Raw genomic sequence first — 21,321 nt, 5'->3', positions numbered from 1 at the left:
TATGTGGTTTTGTTTAGTGTTGAATGGGCTGTTTGGTTTAGCTTTTTAGCCCTCAGCATGGGGGATAACATGCTGGAGGGATCGGCTCGGGAGTATCGTTGTTCCTTTTCTATGATAAGATCGGGATATCTTTTGACAGCTGGGGGTTGAAGTCATGTTTTGGAAGCGCTTATCTTATCAAAGAAAATTGTTGCTCGTGCTTATCGTCGTCAGCAGCCTGCCGGTGCTTCTGGTGGGAACGATCGCCTACCGGAAGTCTTCGGAAACCTTGATGATGCGGACGGAGCAGGATCTGCAGGTTATTGCCGGACAGTTGATTTCGGCGATTCAGAAACAAGTCAGCGATTTCGACCGTTTCAGCATTTTGCCTTACTATATGCCGGAAGCGTTTACAATTTTTAATCGGCCTTACGTTCCCGAAGAGGACTGGGGGTCGGCCGAGCTGAACGCGCAGCGGCAGCTGATTCGTTTAATGAGCGCGTATCCTTCGATTAACAAATCGATTAAAGCGATGGTTCTGTACGGCAACAACGGCCGGATCAGCGGGTATCAGCTCAGTGGAAGTTCCTCGATCAACCGGGCCTACGACGTGAAGCAGGAAGACTGGTATCAAGAGGCGTTGGAGAAGAAAGGCGGCTTCGTCGTTTCGGGCTTGCATGAGGTGGGGCAATTCGAAGGGGGATCGTTCGAGGCCGTCACCGTATCGAGAATGCTGCTGGACGAGGAAATGCGTCCGCTCGCGGTGATCGCCATTCATATTTCTCCCGATTTCATCGAAAATATCATCGATTCCTCCGGGCTGCAGGATACCGCTGTGACCGTCGTCGACGCGAATCATCGGCTGATCTACGCTTCGGATGAACAAGTTGCCGCGCGTCTGCTGGAACGTCCGCTTGACGCAGGCGCGAGCGGCGGCGTCTGGACGGCGGAGAGCAAGGTCGATAACCGGAGGGTAAAATACAGCGGTGTGGTGAGAAAAAACAATTATTTGGGCTGGACGATCTACGTGGGCAAAAACCAGCAGGTGATCCTGCAGGGCAGCAACACCATACGCAAATATACGCTTGTGATCGCCGCCCTTTTGACGGTGGCCTCGGCGCTCGTATCCTGGCTGCTTGCCGGCAATCTTTCGCGCCCGATCAACCGGCTGATCCGCTCCATGCGGAGCGTCGAGACCGGGAAATTCGAGGTTCTGGAAGCGCCGACCCGGTATGACGAAATCGGGCAGCTGCACTTGAGTTACGCGCGTATGGTCAGGCGGCTGGACGAGCTGGTCCAATCGATCGCGGAGAAGGAGCGGCAGAAGCGAAAGGCCGAGCTGTACGCGCTGCGGGTGAGGATTCAGCCGCATTTTTTGTACAACACGCTCAATTCGATCCGGATGCTGGCCATGTTGCAGCAGTCCCCGCAAATCGCCAAGCTGATCCATGCCCTGAACCGTTTGCTCCAATCCTATCTAAAGCTGAACGATGAGCTCATGCCCTTGTCCAAGGAGATCGAACTGCTGCGGGATTACGAGCAATTAATGGATCTGCGCTACACCAATACGTTTGCCGTCGAGTGGGACGTGCCTGAAGAATTGCTGGACGCGGGGGTACCGGCGATGCTGCTTCAGCCGATATTGGAGAATGCCATTTTTCACGGTTCCCGGGGACTGGACCGCAAGCTGGCGATCCGCGTAACGGTTTCGCTGCTGGAGCGTGACCGCCGCAAGCTTTGCCTTGAAATCAAAGATGACGGAGTCGGGATCGCGGAGGAGCAGATCGCGCGCCTGCTGGAGGAGCGGTCCGGGGACGAAGCCTCCCATATCGGCATCAACAACGTCAACGACCGCATCCGGCTGTGGTTCGGCAGAGAATACGGCCTTGCCGTTCAACGCTTGGAGCCGGGGACCGCCGTGATCATGACAATACCCTATAAACCGTTGAAGCGCGAGTTCAAAAAGCCGGGTTTTCAGGACCGGGAAGGCTGGATGAAGCCGGGGACTGAGTAGCTAAAATGGGGGACTTGAAAAGGGGGATTAGAAATGTGGAATCTGCTAGTTGTGGAGGACGAACCCATCGTCAGAATGGGGCTGCGGTATATGGTGGATTGGGAGGCGCAGGGCGTGTGCTGGAAAGCTGAAGCCGCCAACGGCGAGGAGGCGGTGAAAGTGCTGGAGTCGGAGGAGATCCATATCGTGATGACCGATATCCGCATGCCGGGCATGGACGGGATCGAGCTGGGGCGCTATATCCGCAGCCATTGGCCGCAGCATATCCAAATGATCTATTTGAGCAGTTATGACGATTTCCCTTATGTCAAGGAAGCGATTCGCCTAAACGCGCTCGATTATCTCCACAAGCCCACCATGGACGAGGAGGAAGTGAAAGGGGCGCTGCAAAAAGCGGTCAAGCTGCTGGAGCAAAACACGTCCAGGACGCTCCCGGCATGGCCGGAGGAGGAGCGCAACGCTTGGCTGATTTCCCTGCTTGATACGTACACTTATCCGCGGGAAATGCTGGTGCCGGAGCTTGCGCCGGAAGGATCGCTGTCCCAAGGGCTGTGGCTTGCCGCTATCCGCCTGCGGGGCGATGCCGCGGATCAAATCGCTGCGGGGGAAGCCAAGGATCATCTGAAATTCATCTCGATCCGATATCTGATCGAAGAATACGTGGGCCGGGACTTTGGCGGACTCGTCTTTCACCGGGGCCGCCGGGAAATCATCTGGCTGGCGCCGGCCGTGCCGAAGTCGGGGGCGGGCGGCCGCTGCGGCAGGGAGCAGTACCTGGAGCGGCTGCGGAGCAAAATCTTCGAGCTGCTCAACGCCTCGATCGTCTATTCCTTTAGCTCCGTTTACGGGGACCCGCAGCATATTCCCGAGGCTTACCTGGAAGCCGAATTGAAGTTTCCGGTGAACCAGCAGAGCGACAGTTTGCATATCCGCCTGGCGAAGGAATATGTGGATGGCCACCTGCTGGAGGATATTACGCTGCAGAAGGTGGCGGACTCCATTCCGATCAGCCCGGGTTATTTAAGCCGCATTTTTCTGAGGGAAGTGGGCGAAAGCTTCAGCGAATACGTGATCCGCAACAAAATCATCTACGCCCAGAAGCTGCTGCGGGAAACGAACAAAAAGGTGTATGAAATCGCCGAAATCCTCAGCTACACGAATCCGCATTATTTCAGCAAGCTGTTTAAAGAGCGGGTGGGGATGACCCCGTTGGAATACCGGAACCGTTAGTTAGTGCAAAAAAAGATACCAAAAAACAGGATTCGTCTATCGGACCGTCATTGAAAGGCGGCGGACGGCCATAATGCGTACGCGAAGTGTACGAAATGACAAACGCCGCTTATACCCGGCTGCGGCCCTCGGATAGTAGACTTAAAGCAGGTAAACAAGCGGAGTGCTGGTTTACTTAGAGTGCGAGTTCAAAAAGTCAGGTTTTCAGCACCGAGAAGGTTGGATGAAGCTAGGGACGTAAGGAGCGGAGCGTACGTTTTGGGTACGTGAGCAACTGAAATGTTTCCGTAGGAAACATGCTTCGGAAGCATTCGCTTGGCTCGGCTGAATTCAAGATTCGATGTCGATTAAGCTCCATGAGTCTACTTCGTGATCAAAAGATGACTTTTTGAACAACCTCTTGAAACTTACATCACATATAACGGGGGGACGCTTATGCAAAAAAAACGCTTAACTGCGGTACTGGCGGCGATGACGGCGATCGTATTGATGTTATCGGCCTGCGGAGGAGGCGCCGGATCGAAGAATGCCGCCGCGGGAAACGGGGCGGGAGGCGAGAAGCCCCAGACGGCCGTGACCATCTGGGTGCTGAATGATCAACAGGCTTATTTGGAACCGATCATCAAAGAGTTCGAGAGCAAAAATCCGGACATCAAGGTGGAGCCCACCTTCTACGGCACCGATCCGCTGAAGGAATCGTTGAAGGTGGCCGCCGCTTCAAAGACGCTGCCGGACATGTGGTTTACTTGGGGCGGGTCGCTTGGTTCATTTTATCCTGAAAACGGTCTCACCATGGATTTGACCCAAATCGCGGCCGAGCATAAATGGGACGAAATCTACAACCCCGCGGCGCTCGACCTGGTCAAATTCGACGGGAAAATCACGGGCGTACCGTTCCATCTTGCTTCGCTGGGGGTATTTTATCCGAAAGAGCTGTATACCAAATTAAACCTGACTCCGCCAACCACGTTCGCCGAGTTTGAAGGCCAACTGCAAACGATGAAGGAGGGTGGGATTACACCTTTTGCCGTCGGCGGCAAGGGCGGCTGGATGCTGATGCGTTGGGTTGAGCAGCTGATCGAACTTTACGGCGGCGCGGAACTCCATGACAAGCTGAACGCCTTGGAAGCTTCTTGGGACGACCCGGCCGTGGTGCAAACTTTTGCCAAGCTGAAGGAATGGTCCGATAAAGGTTATTTCGAAAAAGGCTTCATTACGCTGGACCCGCAGGAAGCGGAGACGCCGCTTTACAGTGCGCAGCAAGGTTTTGCGCTGGAGGGGGCATGGGTTGATCTGAGCTTTGCCCAGGCGGGGGCCGATCCGAATCAGTTCGGCATCTTTAAATTCCCGAACGATCAGCAGCCGGTGCGGATGTCCAGCTTTGCGGAAATGTTCCAAATCAACGGAAGCTCCGATCCGAAGGTGCAGGAAGCTGCCGTAAAACTGGGCGAATATATTACCGGTCAAGAAGTTGTGGATCAGTATATCGACCAGTACGGTTCGCCGGCCCTGAAGCAGTTCAAAACATCCGCGCAGTCGCCGCACACTTCCGAAATGGCCGGGATGATCGGGGAAGGCAACTTCCTGATCGCGGACCAGGCTTTGCCGCAGACGGTGGTGCAGAAGCTGTTCGAAGCCCAGGATGCCGTCGTGCTGAACGAATGGACGCCTGAGCAGGCGGCCAAGGAAATTCAGAAAGCCGCCGAGTCGTATAAAAACAACTAGAACAATAGGCGTTTGGTGACAAGCTTTCAGGGAAGCGGCCTGCCGGCCGCGCCCTGAAAGCCGTTTACCAGACTTGGAGGGAGGCGCTTATGAGACTGAAGGCTTGGAAGCCGTGGACATTTTTGCTGCCGGCGCTGCTCATTTATCTTGTGGTTATTGTCATACCTTCTCTATACACACTGCAGCTTAGCTTGTACAGCTGGAACGGAATTTCTCCCGAGAAAAAATTTGTCGGCCTGCAAAACTATATTTATCTATTAACGGAAGATACGGTATTTGGAACCGCGTTAAAAAATAACGTGCTATGGCTGATCGGTTCGCTGACGATCATTATCGGCCTCGGCTTGCTGCTGGCGCTGCTGCTCAACAGGAGTTTGAAGGGCAGATCGATTTTTCGCAGCGTATTTTATTTTCCCTTTGTTTTGTCGGGCATCATCGTTGCGCTCATGTGGACTTGGCTTTACCATCCGACGAGGGGGTTCATCAACACGGTGCTTGAGGGGATCGGGCTTGGCAGTCTGGCCCATCCTTGGCTGGCCGATCCGAAAACGGCGCTGTACGCCGTGTTCGTCGCCGCGGTGTGGCAGGGCGTGGGGCTGCCGATGGTGCTGTTTCTCGCCGGGCTGCAGAGCATCCCGAAGGACTGCTATGAAGCGGCGCTCATCGATGGGGCGAAGCCGTTCCAATCTTTCCGCTTTATCACGATTCCGCTGCTTAGCGAAACCTTTGTGATCGTTTTTGCGACCACGATGGTTAACGCCATGAAAGTATATGACATCATCTACGGCATGACGGCGGGAGGACCGGCCCAAAGCACGCAGGTGCTGTCTTCCTGGATGTATTATCAGACCTTCAAATTCAACAACATCGGCGTGGGCTCGGCCATTTCCTGGTTCCTTGTGTTTGTCGCGATGGTCGTGATCATTCCTTACGTATATTACACAAACCGGAAATCTCACGTATGATTTTCACGGAAAGGGGGGGCTCCGATGGAAGAAACGCAAAAGTCCGCCGCTTCGCGAGCAGTTTCCTATATATTGCTGTTTGGCCTGGCGGTGATCTTTCTGATTCCGATTGTTTTCATCGCCATGACGGCTTTGAAATCCAATGCCGATTTGATGCAAAATCCCGTGTACGCTTTGCCGGAGACGCTGGCGTGGAGCAATTTTGCCGAGGCCTGGGATAAGATGAAATCCTATATCGGCAACAGCCTGTTTATCTCGGTCGTGAAGGTGCCGCTCGGCATTCTCGTCGAGGCGCTGGCCGCGTATGCGTTGACCCGGATGGGGTTTAAATGGGCGAACGCGCTGTTTGCCATGTTTCTGATCGGGATGATGATCCCGTTCCAGGCTACGCTGGTGCCGCTGAACATGATGCTGAACCACTTTGGATTGGCAAATACGTATCCCGGCATTTTTATCGTATATATCGGCTTCGGCATTCCTTTCGGCATCATGGTGCTGCGGGGCTTTCTCCGCTCCATTCCCAAGGAGCTGGACGAGGCCGCGTATATTGACGGGTGCGGGGAACTGGGCAAGTTTTTCCGCATTATTCTGCCGATTGCCATGCCGGCTATAGCCACGCTGGTGATTCTCGACTTCCTGTCCACCTGGAATGAATTTTTGCTGGCGCAAATATTTATCACGAAGGATTCGATGCAGCCGGTTACTGCGGGCTTGCTTACGTTCCAGGGGCAGCATTCCACGAACTATACGCTGCTTAGCGCGGCGGTGCTGATTTCGATCGTGCCGATTTTGGCCGTGTATTTATTTTTCCAAAAATACTTTGTGTCGGGGATGGCCGGAGCGGTGAAGGGTTAGAAAGCGGGGCGGAGGTAAGAAAGCAAGCGAGCGACCGGATCGGAACGGATTGGATCTGAACGGATCGAAACGGATCGGAATGGGACGGGATGGGATGGTCAAACTGAGTTGCCCGCCGAGACCCGTAAAACCAGAGCCTATGTTTCCGCAGCAAGTTTTGCTCGAAGCTTATTCAAAGAAGTAACGCTCACAAAACTTTTAGGAGGTTGCATATGAAGATTATGGAGCAAACCAGCATGGGACGGATATGGTCCGACAAGCCCGCCAAATCGGTCTTGTTCAAGTATTTTCCGTTTCTTGCCGAAGAGGAGCATATCGCGTTTACTTATAAAATGATGACGCTGGGGCAGTTTCTGGAGCGGCGGATGGAGCTCGGGTTTTCGGCCGGGGAACGGGATGCGCTGCTGCGGGAACTGGCTGGGGTGCCTTCCGGCGATGCCGCCGCGCCGAGTCGCGAGTCGGGGAGCGGGAAGGACCGGCTTGCGGACGTGCGGGTCGAAGGGGGCGGCGTGGTCAGCTCGCCGGAGCGCGCGGCCAAGTGGGACGTGTTTGAGCTGGAGCTTAAAGGGCCGTCGCAGGGCAACCCCTATACCGATGTGGAGTTGGCCGCAGTGTTCAGTTATGACGGTGGGAGCCGCTTTGTGCGGGTTCCGGGGTTTTACAACGGGGACGGAAGCTATAAAATCCGCCTGATGCCCGACCGGGAAGGGGTGTGGACGTACCGGACCGAGAGCACGGTCAAGGCGCTGGACGGGCTGGAAGGGACGTTTGTTTGCGACCCCCCTGCCGCCGGCAATCACGGTCCGGTGCGCGTGCAGGATACGTTCCATTTTGCTTATGAAGACGGTACGGCGTATTTGCCGTTCGGCACGACCTGTTATGCTTGGACGCACCAGGGAGAAGAGCTGGAACAGGAGACGCTGAAATCGCTGGCCGGATCGCCTTTCAACAAAATGCGCATGTGCGTGTTCCCCAAGTCATATTTATACAACCGCAATGAACCCCAGCTGTATGCGTATGAAGGTTCTTTGGAGAAGGGCTGGAATTTCAGCGTGTTCAACCCGGCCTTTTTCGAGCATCTGGAGCAGCGGATCGCCGATTTGGGGCGGCTGGGGATCGAGGCCGATCTAATTCTGTTCCATCCGTACGACCGCTGGGGATTTTCGGAAATGGACCGGGAGGCGGACGATCTTTATCTGCGCTACATTGTGGCCCGCCTGGCGGCGTACCGGAACGTCTGGTGGTCGCTGGCCAACGAATACGACCTGATGTGGGCGAAAAGCGCGGAGGATTGGGAACGTTACGCCCAAATTATCCAGGAGAACGATCCCTACGGACATTTGCTGTCCAATCACAACTGCCTAACCTTCTATGACCACAGCAAGCCTTGGGTGACCCATTCCAGCCTGCAGCGTATCGATGTGTACAAAACGTCGGAAGCGACCCTGGAATGGCGGGAGCGCTGGGGCAAGGCCGTCGTCATCGACGAATGCGCCTACGAAGGCGATATCGACCAGGGCTGGGGCAATATCACCGGCGAGGAAATGGTGCGCCGCTGCTGGGAAGGGATGATCCGCGGCGGATATGTCGGCCATGGTGAAACGTACCTGAACGATGAAGAGATATTATGGTGGTCCAAAGGCGGGAAGCTGGTCGGCGACAGCCCGGCGCGCATCGGCTTTTTGCGCCGGCTGGTGGAGGAGGCGCCGGGGCAGCGCTGGGAGCCGGTGAAGTCCGATTGGGACCTGCCTTGCGCGGGAATCCGCGATGAGTACTATATGTATTATTTCGGCTTCAATCGGCCGAAGTTCAGAATATTCCAATTGCGGCCGGGCGTCCGGTATAAAGTGGACATTATCGATACGTGGAATATGACGATTACCGAAGTTCCCGGTTCGTTTGAAGGCACGTTCCGCGTGGACCTGCCCGGCAGACCGTATATGGCCGTTCGGCTGACCCGGACGGAGTAGGACCGATTAGGGCGGCAGGCTCTTCCCATTCAGGCAAGGGCCTGTTTGCTTTGCCGCCGGCCTTGGTAAGTGTTGAAATTTCTGCGGGAATACAGGCATTTGATGATCCGCTGCCGGCCGCTGGAACGACGATGACTACCAACTGTCGGCCTTCAAAATAGCGGAACTTTATGTTCTTATTTTCTGGAGCCAGAAATGTTCATCGCCATTAACGGAAATTTTTGTCCTTATATACCTGCGAATGGTCCAGACCGCAGGTATTTCCTTGCGATTCGAGAAATAGCGACATAAAATTCCTCTATTGTACTCAAAATGGGTGATATCGCCGAAATAGGGGCATTTTTTGTTCTTATCTTTTTCGCCGAGGTTTCTCGGCAGCCTGGTTTTGTCCATTCCATTCTATTCCTTGCTGAATTCAAGCCGCGTCCTGCTCATCAGCGCAACAGCGATCTGACGATCCTCGCTAAACGTGAGATGCCCTCCTCAAGCTGGCCCGGCGCAGCGTAGGCGTAAGAAAAGCGCAGCCGGTCGTTGGCTTCCCGGTCGTAAAGATGCCCGGGGTTGATCAGGAGGCCCGCTTGCAGCGCGGCGTCGAACAGCCTACGCGGCGCCAGGGAAGCATTCAGCTTCAGCCAAATGTAGAAGCCGCCGCGCGGTGCTTCCCAGGTGGCCAGGCCGCCGAAGTGTTTCTCCAGCGCGGACAAGGCTTGATCCCTTCTGGTCCGCAGCGCGGAGCGGAGCCGCTCCAGCCTGGCGTCGTACATCCCGCTTTGCAGCCATTCCGCGGCGGCCTGCTGCGACAGGGCGCTGGAGCCGTAATCGCTCTGCATCTTGATGTCGGCGAGCCGCTCGACGACGGGCGGGGGGCCGGCGACCCAGCCGATGCGCAGCCCGGGGCTCAGCGTTTTGGACAGGCTGCCGACGTACAATACGCCGCCGCTTTGGTCCCGCGCCTTGAGCGGAAGCGGGGGCGGCGCATCCAGCCACAGGTCCCGGTACACGTCGTCCTCGACGATCGGCAGCCGGGCGGCCTCGCAGCTTTCCAGCAGCAGCCGGCGCCGTTTTTCGCTCATGACCGTGCCGGTCGGGTTGTGGAACGTCGGGATTGTGTACAGCAGGGCTCCATTATACTGTTTGGCATAGGCGGCGACCAGATCGGTCCGCAGCCCCTCCGCGTCCATCGGGATGCCCCGGAGCTTCATGCCGGCCGATTGGAAAACGGGAACCGAATACAGGTAGGACGGCCGCTCCAGCAAAACGGTGGCCCCCCGCGGCAGCAGCCCTACCGAAATGAGCTGGAGCGCCTGCAGCGCGCCGGATACGATGAGCAGCGATGAGGGGGAGGCGGCGATTCCGAGCTTTTTCAGCCTGGCGGCGATGACTTCGCGCAGCCGCAGATCCCCGGCGGGCTCCCCGTAGCCCAGGCCGGGCATACGGTCCGCCATGCGCCGCAGCAGCTCGCTCATCTCCGCTTGCGGCAGCAGTTCGGGCGACAGCTCCCCCGTCCCGAGCCGGATGATGCCGGGCTGGAACTCGGCCCGGTTGATCTCCTGCACGGCGGGAAGATTCGGGCGCTGCGTCCCGGCGCTTACGTAGCTGTTCCAATCCGGGGGAGGGGCCGCGGCCAGCACGCCCCAGGTTTGGTTGATGACGCGGGTTCCGCCGCCTTTGCCGCCCTGAATCATCCCCGCGGCCGCCAGTTCGTCCAATGCGGCGACCACGGTGCTGCGGTTGACGCCGAGGCTTTTGGCGAGCTCGCGCTGGGAAGGGATGCGGGTGCCTACCGGCCATTCCCCGCCGGCGATTTTATCGCGGAAATGCTCCATGATCTGCCGGTGCAGCGGAACGGGCGAATGGCGGTCCGGCTGCCATAAAGGTTGCTCCATCGCGTTTTGGTCCTCCTATCCGATTAGAATCGCTTGTCCTCCTCGTTGTTTCTTACTCTCCATTATACTCTTTGGTTGGTTGTATAACCAACCAAATGGATGGAGCCATATGGCGGGTTACAAGGTACAATAAGTTTCGTCGGTCAAGTCTGAGAAGATAGGAAGGGGGTGCGCCTTATGGTGGGAGCTGCTTTGCACGGCCTGGTGCTGGCGTTGGGACTGATTTTGCCGCTGGGCGCCCAAAATGTGTTCGTGTTTAACCAAGGAGCTTCGGGGCGCAAGCTGGTCCGGGCTTTTCCGGCTGTTTTGACGGCGGCCTTATGCGATACGGCGCTGATTCTGCTGGCAGTGCTGGGCGTGTCGGTGATCGTTCTGTCGGCCGTTTGGCTGAAAACGGCGCTGTTTGCGGCAGGCGCCTGTTTTATGGTCTACATGGGCTGGTCGATCTGGCGGACCGCGCCGCGTCAGACTGATGACAAAGGTTCCGGCTTGCCTGCCCGAAAGCAGGCGATGTTCGCCATGTCGGTATCGCTGCTGAATCCGCATGCGATCCTCGATACGGTCGGTGTGATCGGAACGAGTTCGCTCGGATACGCAGGAAGCGCCAAATGGTCGTTTACGCTGGCGACGATTCTGGTGTCCTGGATCTGGTTTTTCGGCCTGGCTATGGCGGGGAGGATGCTCGGGGGCCTCGATCGCGGCGGGCGGATTCAAGCGGTCATTAACCGGATCTCCGCGCTGATTGTGTGGGGAATGGCGGTGTATTTGCTGTATAGCACGGTCTCGATGTTTCTGTAAATACCGCTCGATGGTCTTAATTAGATGCTGCCGCTAGTTCAATCTTTTGGCACGGCTTGTCTTTCGACATGCGTCCCGGGACGAGGCTCCTCCGGCTTGCTTATCGGTCATGAAAGTTTCATAATGGGACTGGAAAATAGATGCAGGCGGTTCAGTTTATTAAAACAGGATGGGGAGTGAAAAAGCATGAATAAGTCGAACGAGACGATATCGCTGCTTATGGCCCACCGTTCGATCCGGAAGTTCAGCGGGCAGCCGGTGAGCCGGGAGCAGGTCGAAACGATCGTCGCCGCGGCGCAAATGGCCTCCAGTTCGAGCAACGTGCAAGCATACAGCGTCATCGCGGTGAACGACCCGGAGCGAAAAAAAACGCTTGCCGCATTGTGCGGCAACCAGGCTTACGTGGAGCAGTGTCCCGTATTTTTGGTCTGGTGCGGGGATTTGTCGCGATTGAAAAACGCGGCGGACCGCCATCTTCCCTCACAGGAAACGTATGAAGGTTCGGTGGAAAACTTCATCGTCGCCACGGTAGACGCCGCGCTGGCGGCGCAAAATGCCGCCGTAGCCGCGGAATCGCTCGGTCTGGGCATCGTGTATATCGGCGGAATCCGCAACCGGAGCGCCGAAGTGGCCGAGTTGCTCGGATTGCCGGATTTGGTTTCCCCCTTATTCGGGATGTGCCTTGGGGTTCCGGACCAGGAGCCGGGAAGGCGCCCGCGGCTTCCTCAGGAAGCCGTATTGCATTGGAACGGGTATGACGCCGCCCGGGAAGAAGAGCTCGTTGCCGCCTATGACGAAACCATGTCCAAGTATTTGCGCGAGCGGACAGGCGGGGCCAAAGATACGCCTTGGTCCGTGCTGATAGCGGAAAAACTCGCGCAACCGTCACGTCTCCACATGCGTGAGTTTTTACAGGAGCGGGGATTTGAATTAAAATAGTTTTCCATGAAAAAACCTGCAGAGTGTTTGCAGGTTTTTTCGTGTTTTACTAGCGATTTGCCGAAGGCATTGCTGTGGTGTGGCGAAAATGCGCACGGGAATCTAACGGTTGTATTAGTCGCTATTTTGCCAAAGAAGACCCTTTCTAAATTTTAACGGTTGTGAGCGCTGTTATTTGCTCAAATCTGAGCCCAAATAGCCGGGTTTTAGCTAAATAAGCGCTATGGCAACCGTTGCTATGAACGTTTTTGTCAAGCCCTCCGTGTGAGAGGTGCCTGAGCACGTGGCGCGAGAGCAAAAATGCGAGCGACGGTCGGCACGCTGCTATCCGTGGGTTGGTACCACATGTTATGCCTTCGTCAAGGAGAGCTCTTGCAAGCTAGAAGCGCACGTTCAGTTACTCACCTAGTGCAAACGGTTGACGCAAATTCTCTCCCGGAACCTTCGTTTGCTCCCGGGCCTCGTGCTCAGGCGTGAGCTTGTCAAGCGCTTTTCTTGACAAGCGGTTAGGTTCAAATCAACACTTTTCCTATTCCTCATTGGAAATGAGGAACGCCTCACGGCGAGTGTGGGGGTGCAGGGGGCAACGCTCCCTGCGTCTCCCCAAAGGGGACGGAAGGGGCGTTAGTTAGCCACCGGTTGTTCCACCGTTCGAGCAACAGCCCATATGAACCCGGTTAGCTCCCTGGCCACCGCGCCTACGGCCACATTTTTGTGTTTGTTCTTTCCAAAAATGAGATGACGGTATTTGTAATGCAATCTTTCTTGCGCTTTCCACGACAACAGTTGTATATCGGCCGGCATGCCATCCAAACGCTTGGCGAGATCTCCTTTCACCGCAGGCCGATGACGGTAGCTCCAGGCGGATTCCACCAAGGATCGGCGCAAGCGCCCGTTACCGGCTTTGGTCATACTTCCGCGCCGAGTACTCAGGCCGGTTGAACTCTCACGAGGAACCAACCCTAAATACGCCATGAGTTGGGCCGGGGAGCGGAAGCGAGTAAATGAACCGATCTCAGCAGCTAGAGTGACGGCCGTCAGTAGTCCAATCCCACGCAGGGACTGAAGCACCCGAATCAGAGTTGCCTTGGAGCCGACCGTGGCTTGCTGAACCAAGGCTTTTTCCAAACGCCCCATCCGCTGCTCGATCTCATTTAAGGTATGGAGCATCTCGTCGAAGGCTACTTGCATGGGCTCATAAGGGAATGTCAGTTGCTCCAGCCAGGAACGGTACTTCCGGGTCCAACGACGCTTTATCGTAGCCGGCGGTTCGATTTGATGGCGGAGCAGGAACTTCAATATCCGCTGGCGTGCCCGATGCGCGTCCTCTTTGGCGGCCTCCCGGGCGCGAACCAACTCCCGCAAAGCCTCGTCTTCCCGCTCCGGGACGTAGACAGGAGTCAATTCTCCTGCACGAAACAGACGGGCAAGCTGCTCGGCGTCCCGTCGATCCGTCTTCACGTGATCGCCAGGGCGTTTGGGAATAAGCGACGGAGCAATGACAACGCAATGGGCTCCCATGGAGGTGATCCAGCGATAGGTTTCGTAACCTGTCGGACCTGCCTCATAACAAAACGATAGCGTTTCGGCCGGTCCCAGTTCTTTGATCAGCTTGCGCAGCGCCGCCGGGGTGTGAGGAATGCTCCCGTAATAGCGAGGAGTTTCACCGCTTGCATCTGCAATAGCAACCGAAATTTTTTCTTTGGATACATCTAAACCGACGAATTTTGTGGTAGACTGCATAGTATCAGCTCTCCTTTGCTATGTAGCTCTGAAATGGTTTGGTTTTCACTATCCATTTTAACCTACGAGATGTAGCAATATGGAGGGCTGTCTTTTGTTTACGTTCATCATAGCTAGAATTTGAAAACGGCGATGTTGGAGCAAATAGCGCTTGTGGCAACCGTTAGAATATTAGTGCAGCTGGAAAACGTCAAATCAGATGGGGTGCGACGCTAGTGGGATTTTGCGAATAGCGGCTTTCCGGTCCGTTGCGAGACAAAAGTGCGCCTAACTGCAGCGAGGCGGGAGCCCGCCCGTCCATGGCCCCTGGGCCAACGCTAAACGGCGCCGGAAGAACGCCGCCGCGGAAACGTCATAGTCATATCCCGTAAAAACGGCGGGTATTCCGGTAAAGTCCTGCGGCGGCTTCCTCCGGGGCAATCCCGTGAATGCCGGCCCAGGCGGCGGCGACGTGCCCCACCATCGCCGGCCGGGTGAGCCGGCCGGAGAAAGGCCCTTCAAAAGGCCAAGGGCCATCGGTTTCGGCCATGACCAGGTCTGCCGGATAGACGCCGGCCAATTCCTGAATGTCCCGCTCATACAGAATATCCGGCGTAAACGAGATGTAGTAGCCGCGATCCGCCATGCGGCGGACCGTATGCTCCGCCCCTTTAAACCAATGGAAGTGGGCCCGAGTCAGCCCATGGCGTTCCAGCATGTCGCAGACGAGCTCGGCGTCTTCGTAAACGGCGTGCAGCACAACGGGTTTATTCCAGCGTTTTGCCGCAAGCATCAGCCTCTCCAGCAGCTCAAGATAAGGTTCAAGATCGAAAGGCCTGCCTTCTTCTAAAGCTTCCTTGCGCAGATAGTAGGGGAGCCCGATTTCGCCGACGGCGATCATTTCGCGGGCATGCTCCTCCATCCAGTTCAAGAGCCGGTCGGCTTCGTCTTCGGTCGGCACGGGCTGTTCGGGATGATAACCGAACGCCGGATAAACGAGGCCGGGATATCGCTCGGCGAAAGACAAATTGAGCCGGGAGGAAGCCAGGTTCATCGATACGGCGATCACGGCCTCCACCTTGTCTTCAGGCATCTCCTGCAGCAGCTTCTCCCGGTCTGCCTCGTCATACAAATCTATATGAACGTGAGCATCAATTTTCGGCCACTGCGCTTCCAGCGGTAAACCCGGCAGTTTGGAGGACATTTTATCTCCTTCTTTCAAGCGGTGGTATATGCCCCTAATTATACCTCTTTATGTAGGCATGTGTCAGCGCGGAGCACCGCTTTGCAATCCATGAAAACTACCTTGCCGACCGGATTTTACCGTGATCTCACATATTTTCTTATGACAAGATTATTCATGTCGTACAATAACAATTATGCGACACTATACATCGCCAACAGGAGGTACACAAGATAATGCAACAGAATTTTTTGACGGCAGTTACTGAACAATATCCGTTCCATTTTTCAAATCAAGACTATCACGACGAGCAGATCATCCAAATGTTTTTGACCGCTTGCTCAAACGCGCCGAATACACGTAGGAATTACTATCGTGCGTTGGAACAATTCAGGCGTTTTTTATCGGGCATGCCGTTTAAGGATGTGACCTGGAGGGAAATCGAAGCTTACAAAATTTATTTGACGCACGGCATTTACCGCGAGTCCGGAAAACCGTTGGCCCCCGCAAGCGTCGCCGCATTCATAGCGCCTTTGAAGTCTTTTTATAAATGGGGAAGCGACCGGGGCATAGGAATTTTTGATCATAATCCGACTCTAAACATCCGCATCCCGACGACGGTGGTAACGAGCCGGAAGCATTATTTGACGCGGAACGAAGTAGGCAGGCTGCTGAACAGTTTGCGAAAAGAGAGCCTACGGAATTACCTCATCGGCCTGTCCCTTGTGCTGCTTGGCCTGCGCGTTTCGGAACTCACCGGGATCAAGTGGGGAGACTTTCATACCGATCCGATGGAGACCTCGATCTGGTTAACGATTTCCCACGCCAAAAGGGGAAAAAGCAGAGAGGTCAAAATTCCCCCGCAGTTATGGAGATTGTATCAGCAACACGCTCAAAATTTGTCGAATTGTGACGAACCAGAAGCGGAGTTGCGGCTTTTTCCGATTACGCCAAGGCAAATCGAACGCATCATTAAACGGGCAGCTCAGCGGAGCAACATCAGTAAAGAACCGACACCGCACTGGCTGCGTCATACGAATGCAACGCTGGCGCTGCTTCAGGGCGCGTCGCTGCAGCAAGTGCAAGAAACGCTCGGACATGCGCATATAAACACGACACAGCGCTATCTTCACACCGTGGAGCAGATGAAAAAAGCGGCGCCTGACTTCGTTCAGGACTGCCTGATGGAGTTTATAGAACAAAAACAATAGTTCTTTTTCTCTATTTTCGGACTAATTTTAATGCAAATTTCGCTCTTTTGTCCTATAATGTAACATAAATGAATTACAATCCTTGCCACATTTCGACCAGTTTCTTCCTGATTGATGTCGCATAATTGTTATTGTACGACATTTACCGTTTTTTGACCGTTGGCTCTGAAATTATGAGGTGATGCGCGGTGAAAGTTGACGGAAAATCGTGATTTTTTCTTATTGACCTGTAGCGTTGATGTTAGAAAAACCACCTAGGAATATGACGGGCAAGTGACGACACAGGGTTTAGGGGGCAAAACTTGTTGATTGGTCCGAATGAATTCGTGGATGACTTGTATACGGATAATAACCCCGATACGGTGAAGTGGTTTGACATGCTCATGCGAAAACATCCAGAAACCTATCATCACTGCGTACGGGTAGCCATGCTTGCGGAGAAGATTGCGGAGCCGCTGGGCATCGGCGGGGCGGAGAAGGACAGTTTAATACGGGGCTGCTTCATGCACGACATCGGAAAAACGATGATACCGCGCGACATTATCGAGCATTGCGGGCCTTTGACGCAGCGGCAGTGGAATATCATCAAGCTTCATCCGGTGGTTGGCGCCGAGTTGGTGGAGGTGAATCCGGCCTTTGGGCCGGATATTGTCGCTGTCGTTCGATGGCATCATGAGCGTTGGGACGGAGGCGGGTATCCCGACGGCTTAAAAGAAGAGGAGATTCCTTTTAACGCGCGGGTCTGTTCCGTGGTCGACGCGTTCGATTCCATGACATCGGACAGGCATTACCGCCTGAAAAGGCTGACGATGAGCGAGGCCAAGCTGGAGCTGCTGCGGCACAGCGGGACGCAATTCGACCCCGACATCGTTCACGCATTGATGAAGCTGTCCGACGACATGCTGAACATTTATTCGATGCTTTAATTTTGGCGCTGCTGTTCCGCGGCCATGCGCTGGGCGATGTCGCGCTTCAGCTCGAGGAACAGCGGGTCTTCGGCCACATCCTCGCGGCGCGGGCGCGGAAAGGGGACTTTGACGGTATGCAGCACCCCGGCCGGACGGCCCGAAAACAGATAAATCGTATCCGACAACATCAGCGCTTCGTCTATGCTGTGTGTGATCAGCAGGACGGAGCGTTTGTTTTCCTCCCACATTTCCAGCAGCCAGCGCTGCATGTCGCTGCGCGTCAAGGCGTCCAGCGCGCTAAACGGCTCGTCCAGGCACATCACCTCCTGGGGAGCGAGCAAGCCCCGCAGGAAGGAAGCACGCTGCTGCATGCCGCCGGACAGCGTATGGGGATACGCTTTTTCAAAGCCGCCCAGCCCCGCTTTCTCCAGCCATTCCCGCACTTCGCTCCGCGAGCCCGCGCGCTTCATTCCGGCGATCTCCCGCGCCAGCACGACGTTGTCCTCGATGCTGCGCCACGGGAACAGCGCCGGCTGCTGCGGCACATAGCTGATGTGGCCGCGCTGTCCGGTCACCTTGGCGCCCTGCAAATAGACCTCTCCTTGACCGGGGGCGGTCAAACCGCCGACAATGTGGAACAAGGTGCTTTTGCCGCAGCCGGACGGGCCGATGATAGAGACGAATTCGCCGGCGCGCACCTCCAGCGAAATATCCCGCAGGACGGGAACTTCCTTGCGACGTTCACGAAACGTTTTGTGGATATGGCGCACCTCAAGCGCTAACGGGGCAGCCGTTTGTTCTCCGATATGAGCATTCATGCGGGCACCTCCCCTTTCTTCCGCCGCACGGACGATGGTTGTTTTTTTACGGCAGCTTTAACGATCTTTCCCGTTCGCCGGCTTGTAACGGACCAGCCATTTTTCCAGCAGGGCGACGCAGACGAACATGGCCAGGCTGATGGCGACGATGATGGCGATGGCAACGAAAATTTTATCCGTGCGAAACGACGATTTTTGCAGCAGCATATAGTAGCCGATCCCTTTGTCCGCGCCGATCCATTCGGCGATAACGGCCCCCATCACACTATAGGTCGCGGCGATTTTTACGCCGGAGAGGATGGCGGGAAGGGCATGGGGGACTTCCAGTTTGCGAAAAATCTGGCCTTTGGACGCCCCGATCATCCGCATGTAGTTCAGCATCACCCGGTCCGTGCGGTCCAGTCCGTCCATGGCGGCAACGGCCACGGGGAAAAAGCAGACGAGCGTAATGACGATGATTTTGGGCAGCATGCCGAAGCCGAACCAGATCATAAGCAGCGGAGCCAGCGCGATGCTGGGCACGTTTTGGCTCAAGATGATCAGCGGGTAAAGCGATGCTTTCAGAAACGGCACATAATGCAGCGCAAAAGCGACCAGCAGGCCGACCAGCGTGCCGATGGCGAATCCGGCCAGCATCAGGCGCAGCGTAGCGAAGGTATGCTCCCTTAAACCGGCCGCCTCGGCAGCCGCTTCGCGGCCGATGTCGAGCGGGCTGGGCAAAACCCATTTATCAATATTGAAGAAGATCGTAGCCCCTTGCCAAACAAGCAAAAACAGGATGACCGCCGCAAGCGGCGGCCATACGCTGTTCCACAGGCTGCGGAAATTCATGGGCGGTATTTCGCGGTCAGCTTATCCATGCTGACGCCCTGCGGGTTGTAGGAGATTTTAATCTGCGAAATGATTCCGGTGCTGCCAAACTCGATAACGGCTTCGTTCATCTTTTTGACGATGGCCAGCAGCTCGTCCAAATCGCCCTCCATCGTGGTCTCCAGCGGATTCACCTGATATTTGACCCCGGAGGCCTGAATGACCTCGATTGCGCGGTCGACATACGGAATGACGTCTTCGCCGTTTGGCGTTTTCGGAATGATCTGAATGCTAAGCAGTGCATTTGGCATAAAATTCAGCATCCTTTCTTGGGTTTATTTTTCTTTTTACTCGGCAGGCAAAAAATCGTTTGTAAACGCGGCGCCGACATCAAGCGGCTTCTCCAGCAGCCCGCGCTCGTGCATCCAGTCGGAGTAGTTCTGCCATACTTCCTTTTTCTGCTCGCCCCAGCGGGCCGCGTCATCGCGGTATTTCGGGCTAAGCCACTTCTGGCTGGCGACGACCAGGTCATGGTCCAGTTCAGGCACCGCCTTCAGCAAAATTTGCGCGGCTTCGTCCGGATGATCGGCGGCGTAATTGTATCCTTTGGACACGGCGCGCATAAACGATTTGACCAGCTCCGGATCGTTTGCGATCGTTTTCTCGTTCGTCACGATAACCGGCGTGTAATAGTCGAGCTTATCGGAGTAGTCCTTGACGTACAGCATATCGAGCGGCTCGCCCCGGAGCTCCGCTTCAATGCCGGTCCAGGCGTAGAAAATCCAGGCGAAGTCGATGTCGCGCTTCACGGCGGTGAAGTAGTCGGCATCCCCGATGTTGAGGAATTTGACTTTGCCGACGTCGGCGCCTTCCAGGTCCATGATCGACTTCATGACGGCCTCTTCTACCGGAGATCCCCAACCGCCGTACGTTTTGCCTTCAAAATCCTTCGGCGATTTGATGTTTTTGCCGGCCGGAGCGGCGAAGCCGGAGGTGTTGTGCTGAATGACGGCCGCGATCGATACGAGCGGAACGCCTTGCGTCCGGCTCTGCGTGACGTTCTCCTGCACGCTGACGCCAAACGGCGCCTCGCCGGAAGCGACCATCGCTTCCGCGCCGCCGGAGCCGGGGAGCACGATATCCACGTTCAGGCCTTCCTCCTTGAAATATCCCAGCTCTTTGGCGACGTATAAACCGGTATGGTTCGTGTTGGGGCTCCAGTCGAGCACGAGCTTAACGTCGCGCGGCGCCTTGGCCCCTCCATTGTCCGCGGCGGCACCCGCGGCCGGATTGCCTTCGCTGCCGCCGGCGGCTTGGCCGCCGCAGCCGGCCAGGACCAGCAGGAGGCAGGATAGGGCCGCCGCCAGGGAAGTCCGTTTTTTTCTTTTCACAGCCATTCTCTCCTTCATTTCGTTAAATTTCCGCTAGTTGTGTTCATCTATAACCTGAAGGCGCCCGAAAGCTTTATGGCCATAAGGTCCGGACAATAAAAAAGCGTCCCGGATTCGGGACGCTGATCGGCGGGCGGAATTTAAAACATCCAAAATCATTCCATCCATGACGGCTCCCTACGCTGGCATTATCCAGATCAGGTTTAAGGGTCAGTATCTTGGAGGGATACAATCTCAGCCGGCCGATTCCAGCACCCCTGAACGATTCAACTGCAGAGTTCAATAGTCATTATAATTTTCTCCGGCGCGTCTGTCCAGCCCGGCAAAGGGAGGAGGTTTGAAATATCAGGAGATTTGCTTTCTATTTGGAAAACCGTTATAATTGAACCAATAGATGGTTTGAAAACGTGATATTTCACGTATTGAAAGGGTGCCGCTTTTGCGGATGGAACTTTTTTCAATGTGTGATTTTTTTTGATAGGCTCAACGCTCTTGGTGTGCCCCAATAGCGCCAGGAGCCGTTTTTATTCAGCTCATACAAGCGGCGTTTGGCTGCTTGCCGAATTGGTTGACCAACATCCATTTTGAGGAGGAAAATGATGAGCTACCGTAAAAAACCGTTGGAGGAAATTCCCGAGGAGAACACCCCGGTCTGGTCATGCACCAGCGAGGATTGCAACGGCTGGATGCGGGACAATTTTACGTTCGACTACACGCCGGTATGTCCTTTATGCTCTTCGGAAATGGAGAAGGGGATGAGGATGCTGCCTCAACTGAAAAATCCCACCTTCGATCCCAGAACGTCTTCCTAGGCTAATCCGATTTTTGTATAAATACCGTTGCTTGCCCCCAAACAGCCGTGTTCGCCCCAAAGCGAATGCGGCTGTTTGCCGTTTTGCGGCAGCCGGGAGAAAAAG

At 55.4% G+C, this 21,321-nt stretch carries 18 protein-coding genes and 1 riboswitch; of the genes, 11 read left to right on the top strand and 7 right to left on the bottom strand.

Annotated features, from left to right (window positions below; translation table 11 throughout):
* Positions 1–154: 154 nt before the first annotated feature.
* From DYE26_RS19790 to DYE26_RS19765, 6 genes are all read left to right on the top strand, one after another.
* A complete protein-coding gene (locus DYE26_RS19790; RefSeq protein ID WP_051985739.1) occupies positions 155–1,993 on the top strand; it encodes a cache domain-containing sensor histidine kinase in 1,839 nt (612 codons plus the stop codon).
* Between the two features lie 33 nt (positions 1,994–2,026).
* Positions 2,027–3,223 carry a response regulator gene (locus DYE26_RS19785; RefSeq protein ID WP_036626507.1) on the top strand — a complete coding sequence of 399 codons (1,197 nt, stop codon included), beginning with the start codon at positions 2,027–2,029 and terminating at the stop codon, positions 3,221–3,223.
* A gap of 435 nt (positions 3,224–3,658) precedes the next feature.
* Entirely contained in the window at positions 3,659–4,948 is a 1,290-nt protein-coding gene (locus DYE26_RS19780; RefSeq protein WP_036626506.1) for an ABC transporter substrate-binding protein, read from the top strand.
* Positions 4,949–5,037: 89 nt separating this feature from the next.
* Complete coding sequence (locus tag DYE26_RS19775) at positions 5,038–5,913, top strand: carbohydrate ABC transporter permease (RefSeq protein WP_036626503.1); 876 nt, start codon at positions 5,038–5,040, stop codon at positions 5,911–5,913.
* 24 nt (positions 5,914–5,937) lie between these two features.
* Positions 5,938–6,768 (top strand): carbohydrate ABC transporter permease, encoded by an 831-nt coding sequence (locus tag DYE26_RS19770; RefSeq protein ID WP_036626501.1) that lies wholly within the window; start codon positions 5,938–5,940, stop codon positions 6,766–6,768.
* A gap of 212 nt (positions 6,769–6,980) precedes the next feature.
* Entirely contained in the window at positions 6,981–8,738 is a 1,758-nt protein-coding gene (locus tag DYE26_RS19765) for a DUF5605 domain-containing protein (protein WP_036626499.1), read from the top strand.
* A gap of 434 nt (positions 8,739–9,172) precedes the next feature.
* On the opposite strand, the gene DYE26_RS19755 is transcribed toward DYE26_RS19765, so the two are convergent.
* On the bottom strand, positions 9,173–10,624 hold the full coding sequence (locus DYE26_RS19755; RefSeq protein WP_036626497.1) for an aminotransferase-like domain-containing protein: 1,452 nt from the start codon (positions 10,622–10,624) through the stop codon (positions 9,173–9,175).
* A gap of 177 nt (positions 10,625–10,801) precedes the next feature.
* Between DYE26_RS19755 and DYE26_RS19750 the strand changes: the two genes are divergently transcribed.
* Together DYE26_RS19750 and nfsA are read left to right on the top strand one after the other, a co-directional pair.
* A complete protein-coding gene (locus DYE26_RS19750; protein ID WP_036626496.1) occupies positions 10,802–11,422 on the top strand; it encodes a LysE/ArgO family amino acid transporter in 621 nt (206 codons plus the stop codon).
* A 186-nt stretch (positions 11,423–11,608) separates the two neighbouring features.
* Positions 11,609–12,361 carry an oxygen-insensitive NADPH nitroreductase gene (gene nfsA, locus DYE26_RS19745; protein WP_036626494.1) on the top strand — a complete coding sequence of 251 codons (753 nt, stop codon included), beginning with the start codon at positions 11,609–11,611 and terminating at the stop codon, positions 12,359–12,361.
* 624 nt (positions 12,362–12,985) lie between these two features.
* Here the strand turns inward: nfsA and DYE26_RS19740 are convergent.
* Both DYE26_RS19740 and DYE26_RS19735 read right to left on the bottom strand, forming a co-directional pair.
* Positions 12,986–14,104 carry an IS110 family RNA-guided transposase gene (locus DYE26_RS19740; RefSeq protein WP_036623922.1) on the bottom strand — a complete coding sequence of 373 codons (1,119 nt, stop codon included), beginning with the start codon at positions 14,102–14,104 and terminating at the stop codon, positions 12,986–12,988.
* A 358-nt stretch (positions 14,105–14,462) separates the two neighbouring features.
* Positions 14,463–15,287, bottom strand: coding sequence for a TatD family hydrolase (locus tag DYE26_RS19735; RefSeq protein WP_051985736.1), 825 nt, complete (start codon positions 15,285–15,287; stop codon positions 14,463–14,465).
* Between the two features lie 215 nt (positions 15,288–15,502).
* Here DYE26_RS19735 and DYE26_RS19730 point away from each other — a divergent pair, with 215 nt between their 5' ends.
* Together DYE26_RS19730 and DYE26_RS19725 are read left to right on the top strand one after the other, a co-directional pair.
* Positions 15,503–16,477: a tyrosine-type recombinase/integrase gene (locus DYE26_RS19730; RefSeq protein WP_036626492.1), complete on the top strand. Its 975-nt coding sequence runs from the start codon at positions 15,503–15,505 to the stop codon at positions 16,475–16,477.
* 302 nt (positions 16,478–16,779) lie between these two features.
* Complete coding sequence (locus tag DYE26_RS19725) at positions 16,780–17,403, top strand: HD-GYP domain-containing protein (protein ID WP_227872867.1); 624 nt, start codon at positions 16,780–16,782, stop codon at positions 17,401–17,403.
* Here DYE26_RS19725 and DYE26_RS19720 read toward each other — a convergent pair.
* From DYE26_RS19720 to DYE26_RS19705, 4 genes are read right to left on the bottom strand one after another with little or no spacing between them, the layout of a single operon-like run.
* Complete coding sequence (locus DYE26_RS19720; protein WP_036626491.1) at positions 17,400–18,203, bottom strand: ABC transporter ATP-binding protein; 804 nt, start codon at positions 18,201–18,203, stop codon at positions 17,400–17,402. The two genes, DYE26_RS19725 and DYE26_RS19720, sit on opposite strands and share 4 nt — an antisense overlap.
* A gap of 57 nt (positions 18,204–18,260) precedes the next feature.
* The gene (locus DYE26_RS19715; RefSeq protein WP_036626489.1) at positions 18,261–19,034 is read right to left on the bottom strand and encodes an ABC transporter permease; all 774 of its coding nucleotides are present in this window, start codon (positions 19,032–19,034) and stop codon (positions 18,261–18,263) included.
* Positions 19,031–19,324 (bottom strand): MTH1187 family thiamine-binding protein, encoded by a 294-nt coding sequence (locus tag DYE26_RS19710; protein WP_036626488.1) that lies wholly within the window; start codon positions 19,322–19,324, stop codon positions 19,031–19,033. The genes DYE26_RS19715 and DYE26_RS19710 overlap by 4 nt, the downstream gene beginning before the upstream one ends.
* 36 nt (positions 19,325–19,360) lie before the next feature.
* Complete coding sequence (locus DYE26_RS19705) at positions 19,361–20,410, bottom strand: ABC transporter substrate-binding protein (protein WP_115311250.1); 1,050 nt, start codon at positions 20,408–20,410, stop codon at positions 19,361–19,363.
* 152 nt (positions 20,411–20,562) lie between these two features.
* A riboswitch (TPP riboswitch) is annotated at positions 20,563–20,673 on the bottom strand.
* Between the two features lie 330 nt (positions 20,674–21,003).
* Here DYE26_RS19705 and DYE26_RS19700 point away from each other — a divergent pair.
* Complete coding sequence (locus DYE26_RS19700; RefSeq protein ID WP_036626486.1) at positions 21,004–21,216, top strand: cold-shock protein; 213 nt, start codon at positions 21,004–21,006, stop codon at positions 21,214–21,216.
* Positions 21,217–21,321 lie beyond the last annotated feature (105 nt).

Source organism: Paenibacillus macerans (assembly GCF_900454495.1).
GTDB lineage: Bacteria > Bacillota > Bacilli > Paenibacillales > Paenibacillaceae > Fontibacillus > Fontibacillus macerans.
Note: the sequence above shows the minus strand (reverse complement) of the source record. Positions and strands in the feature narration are given on the sequence as shown.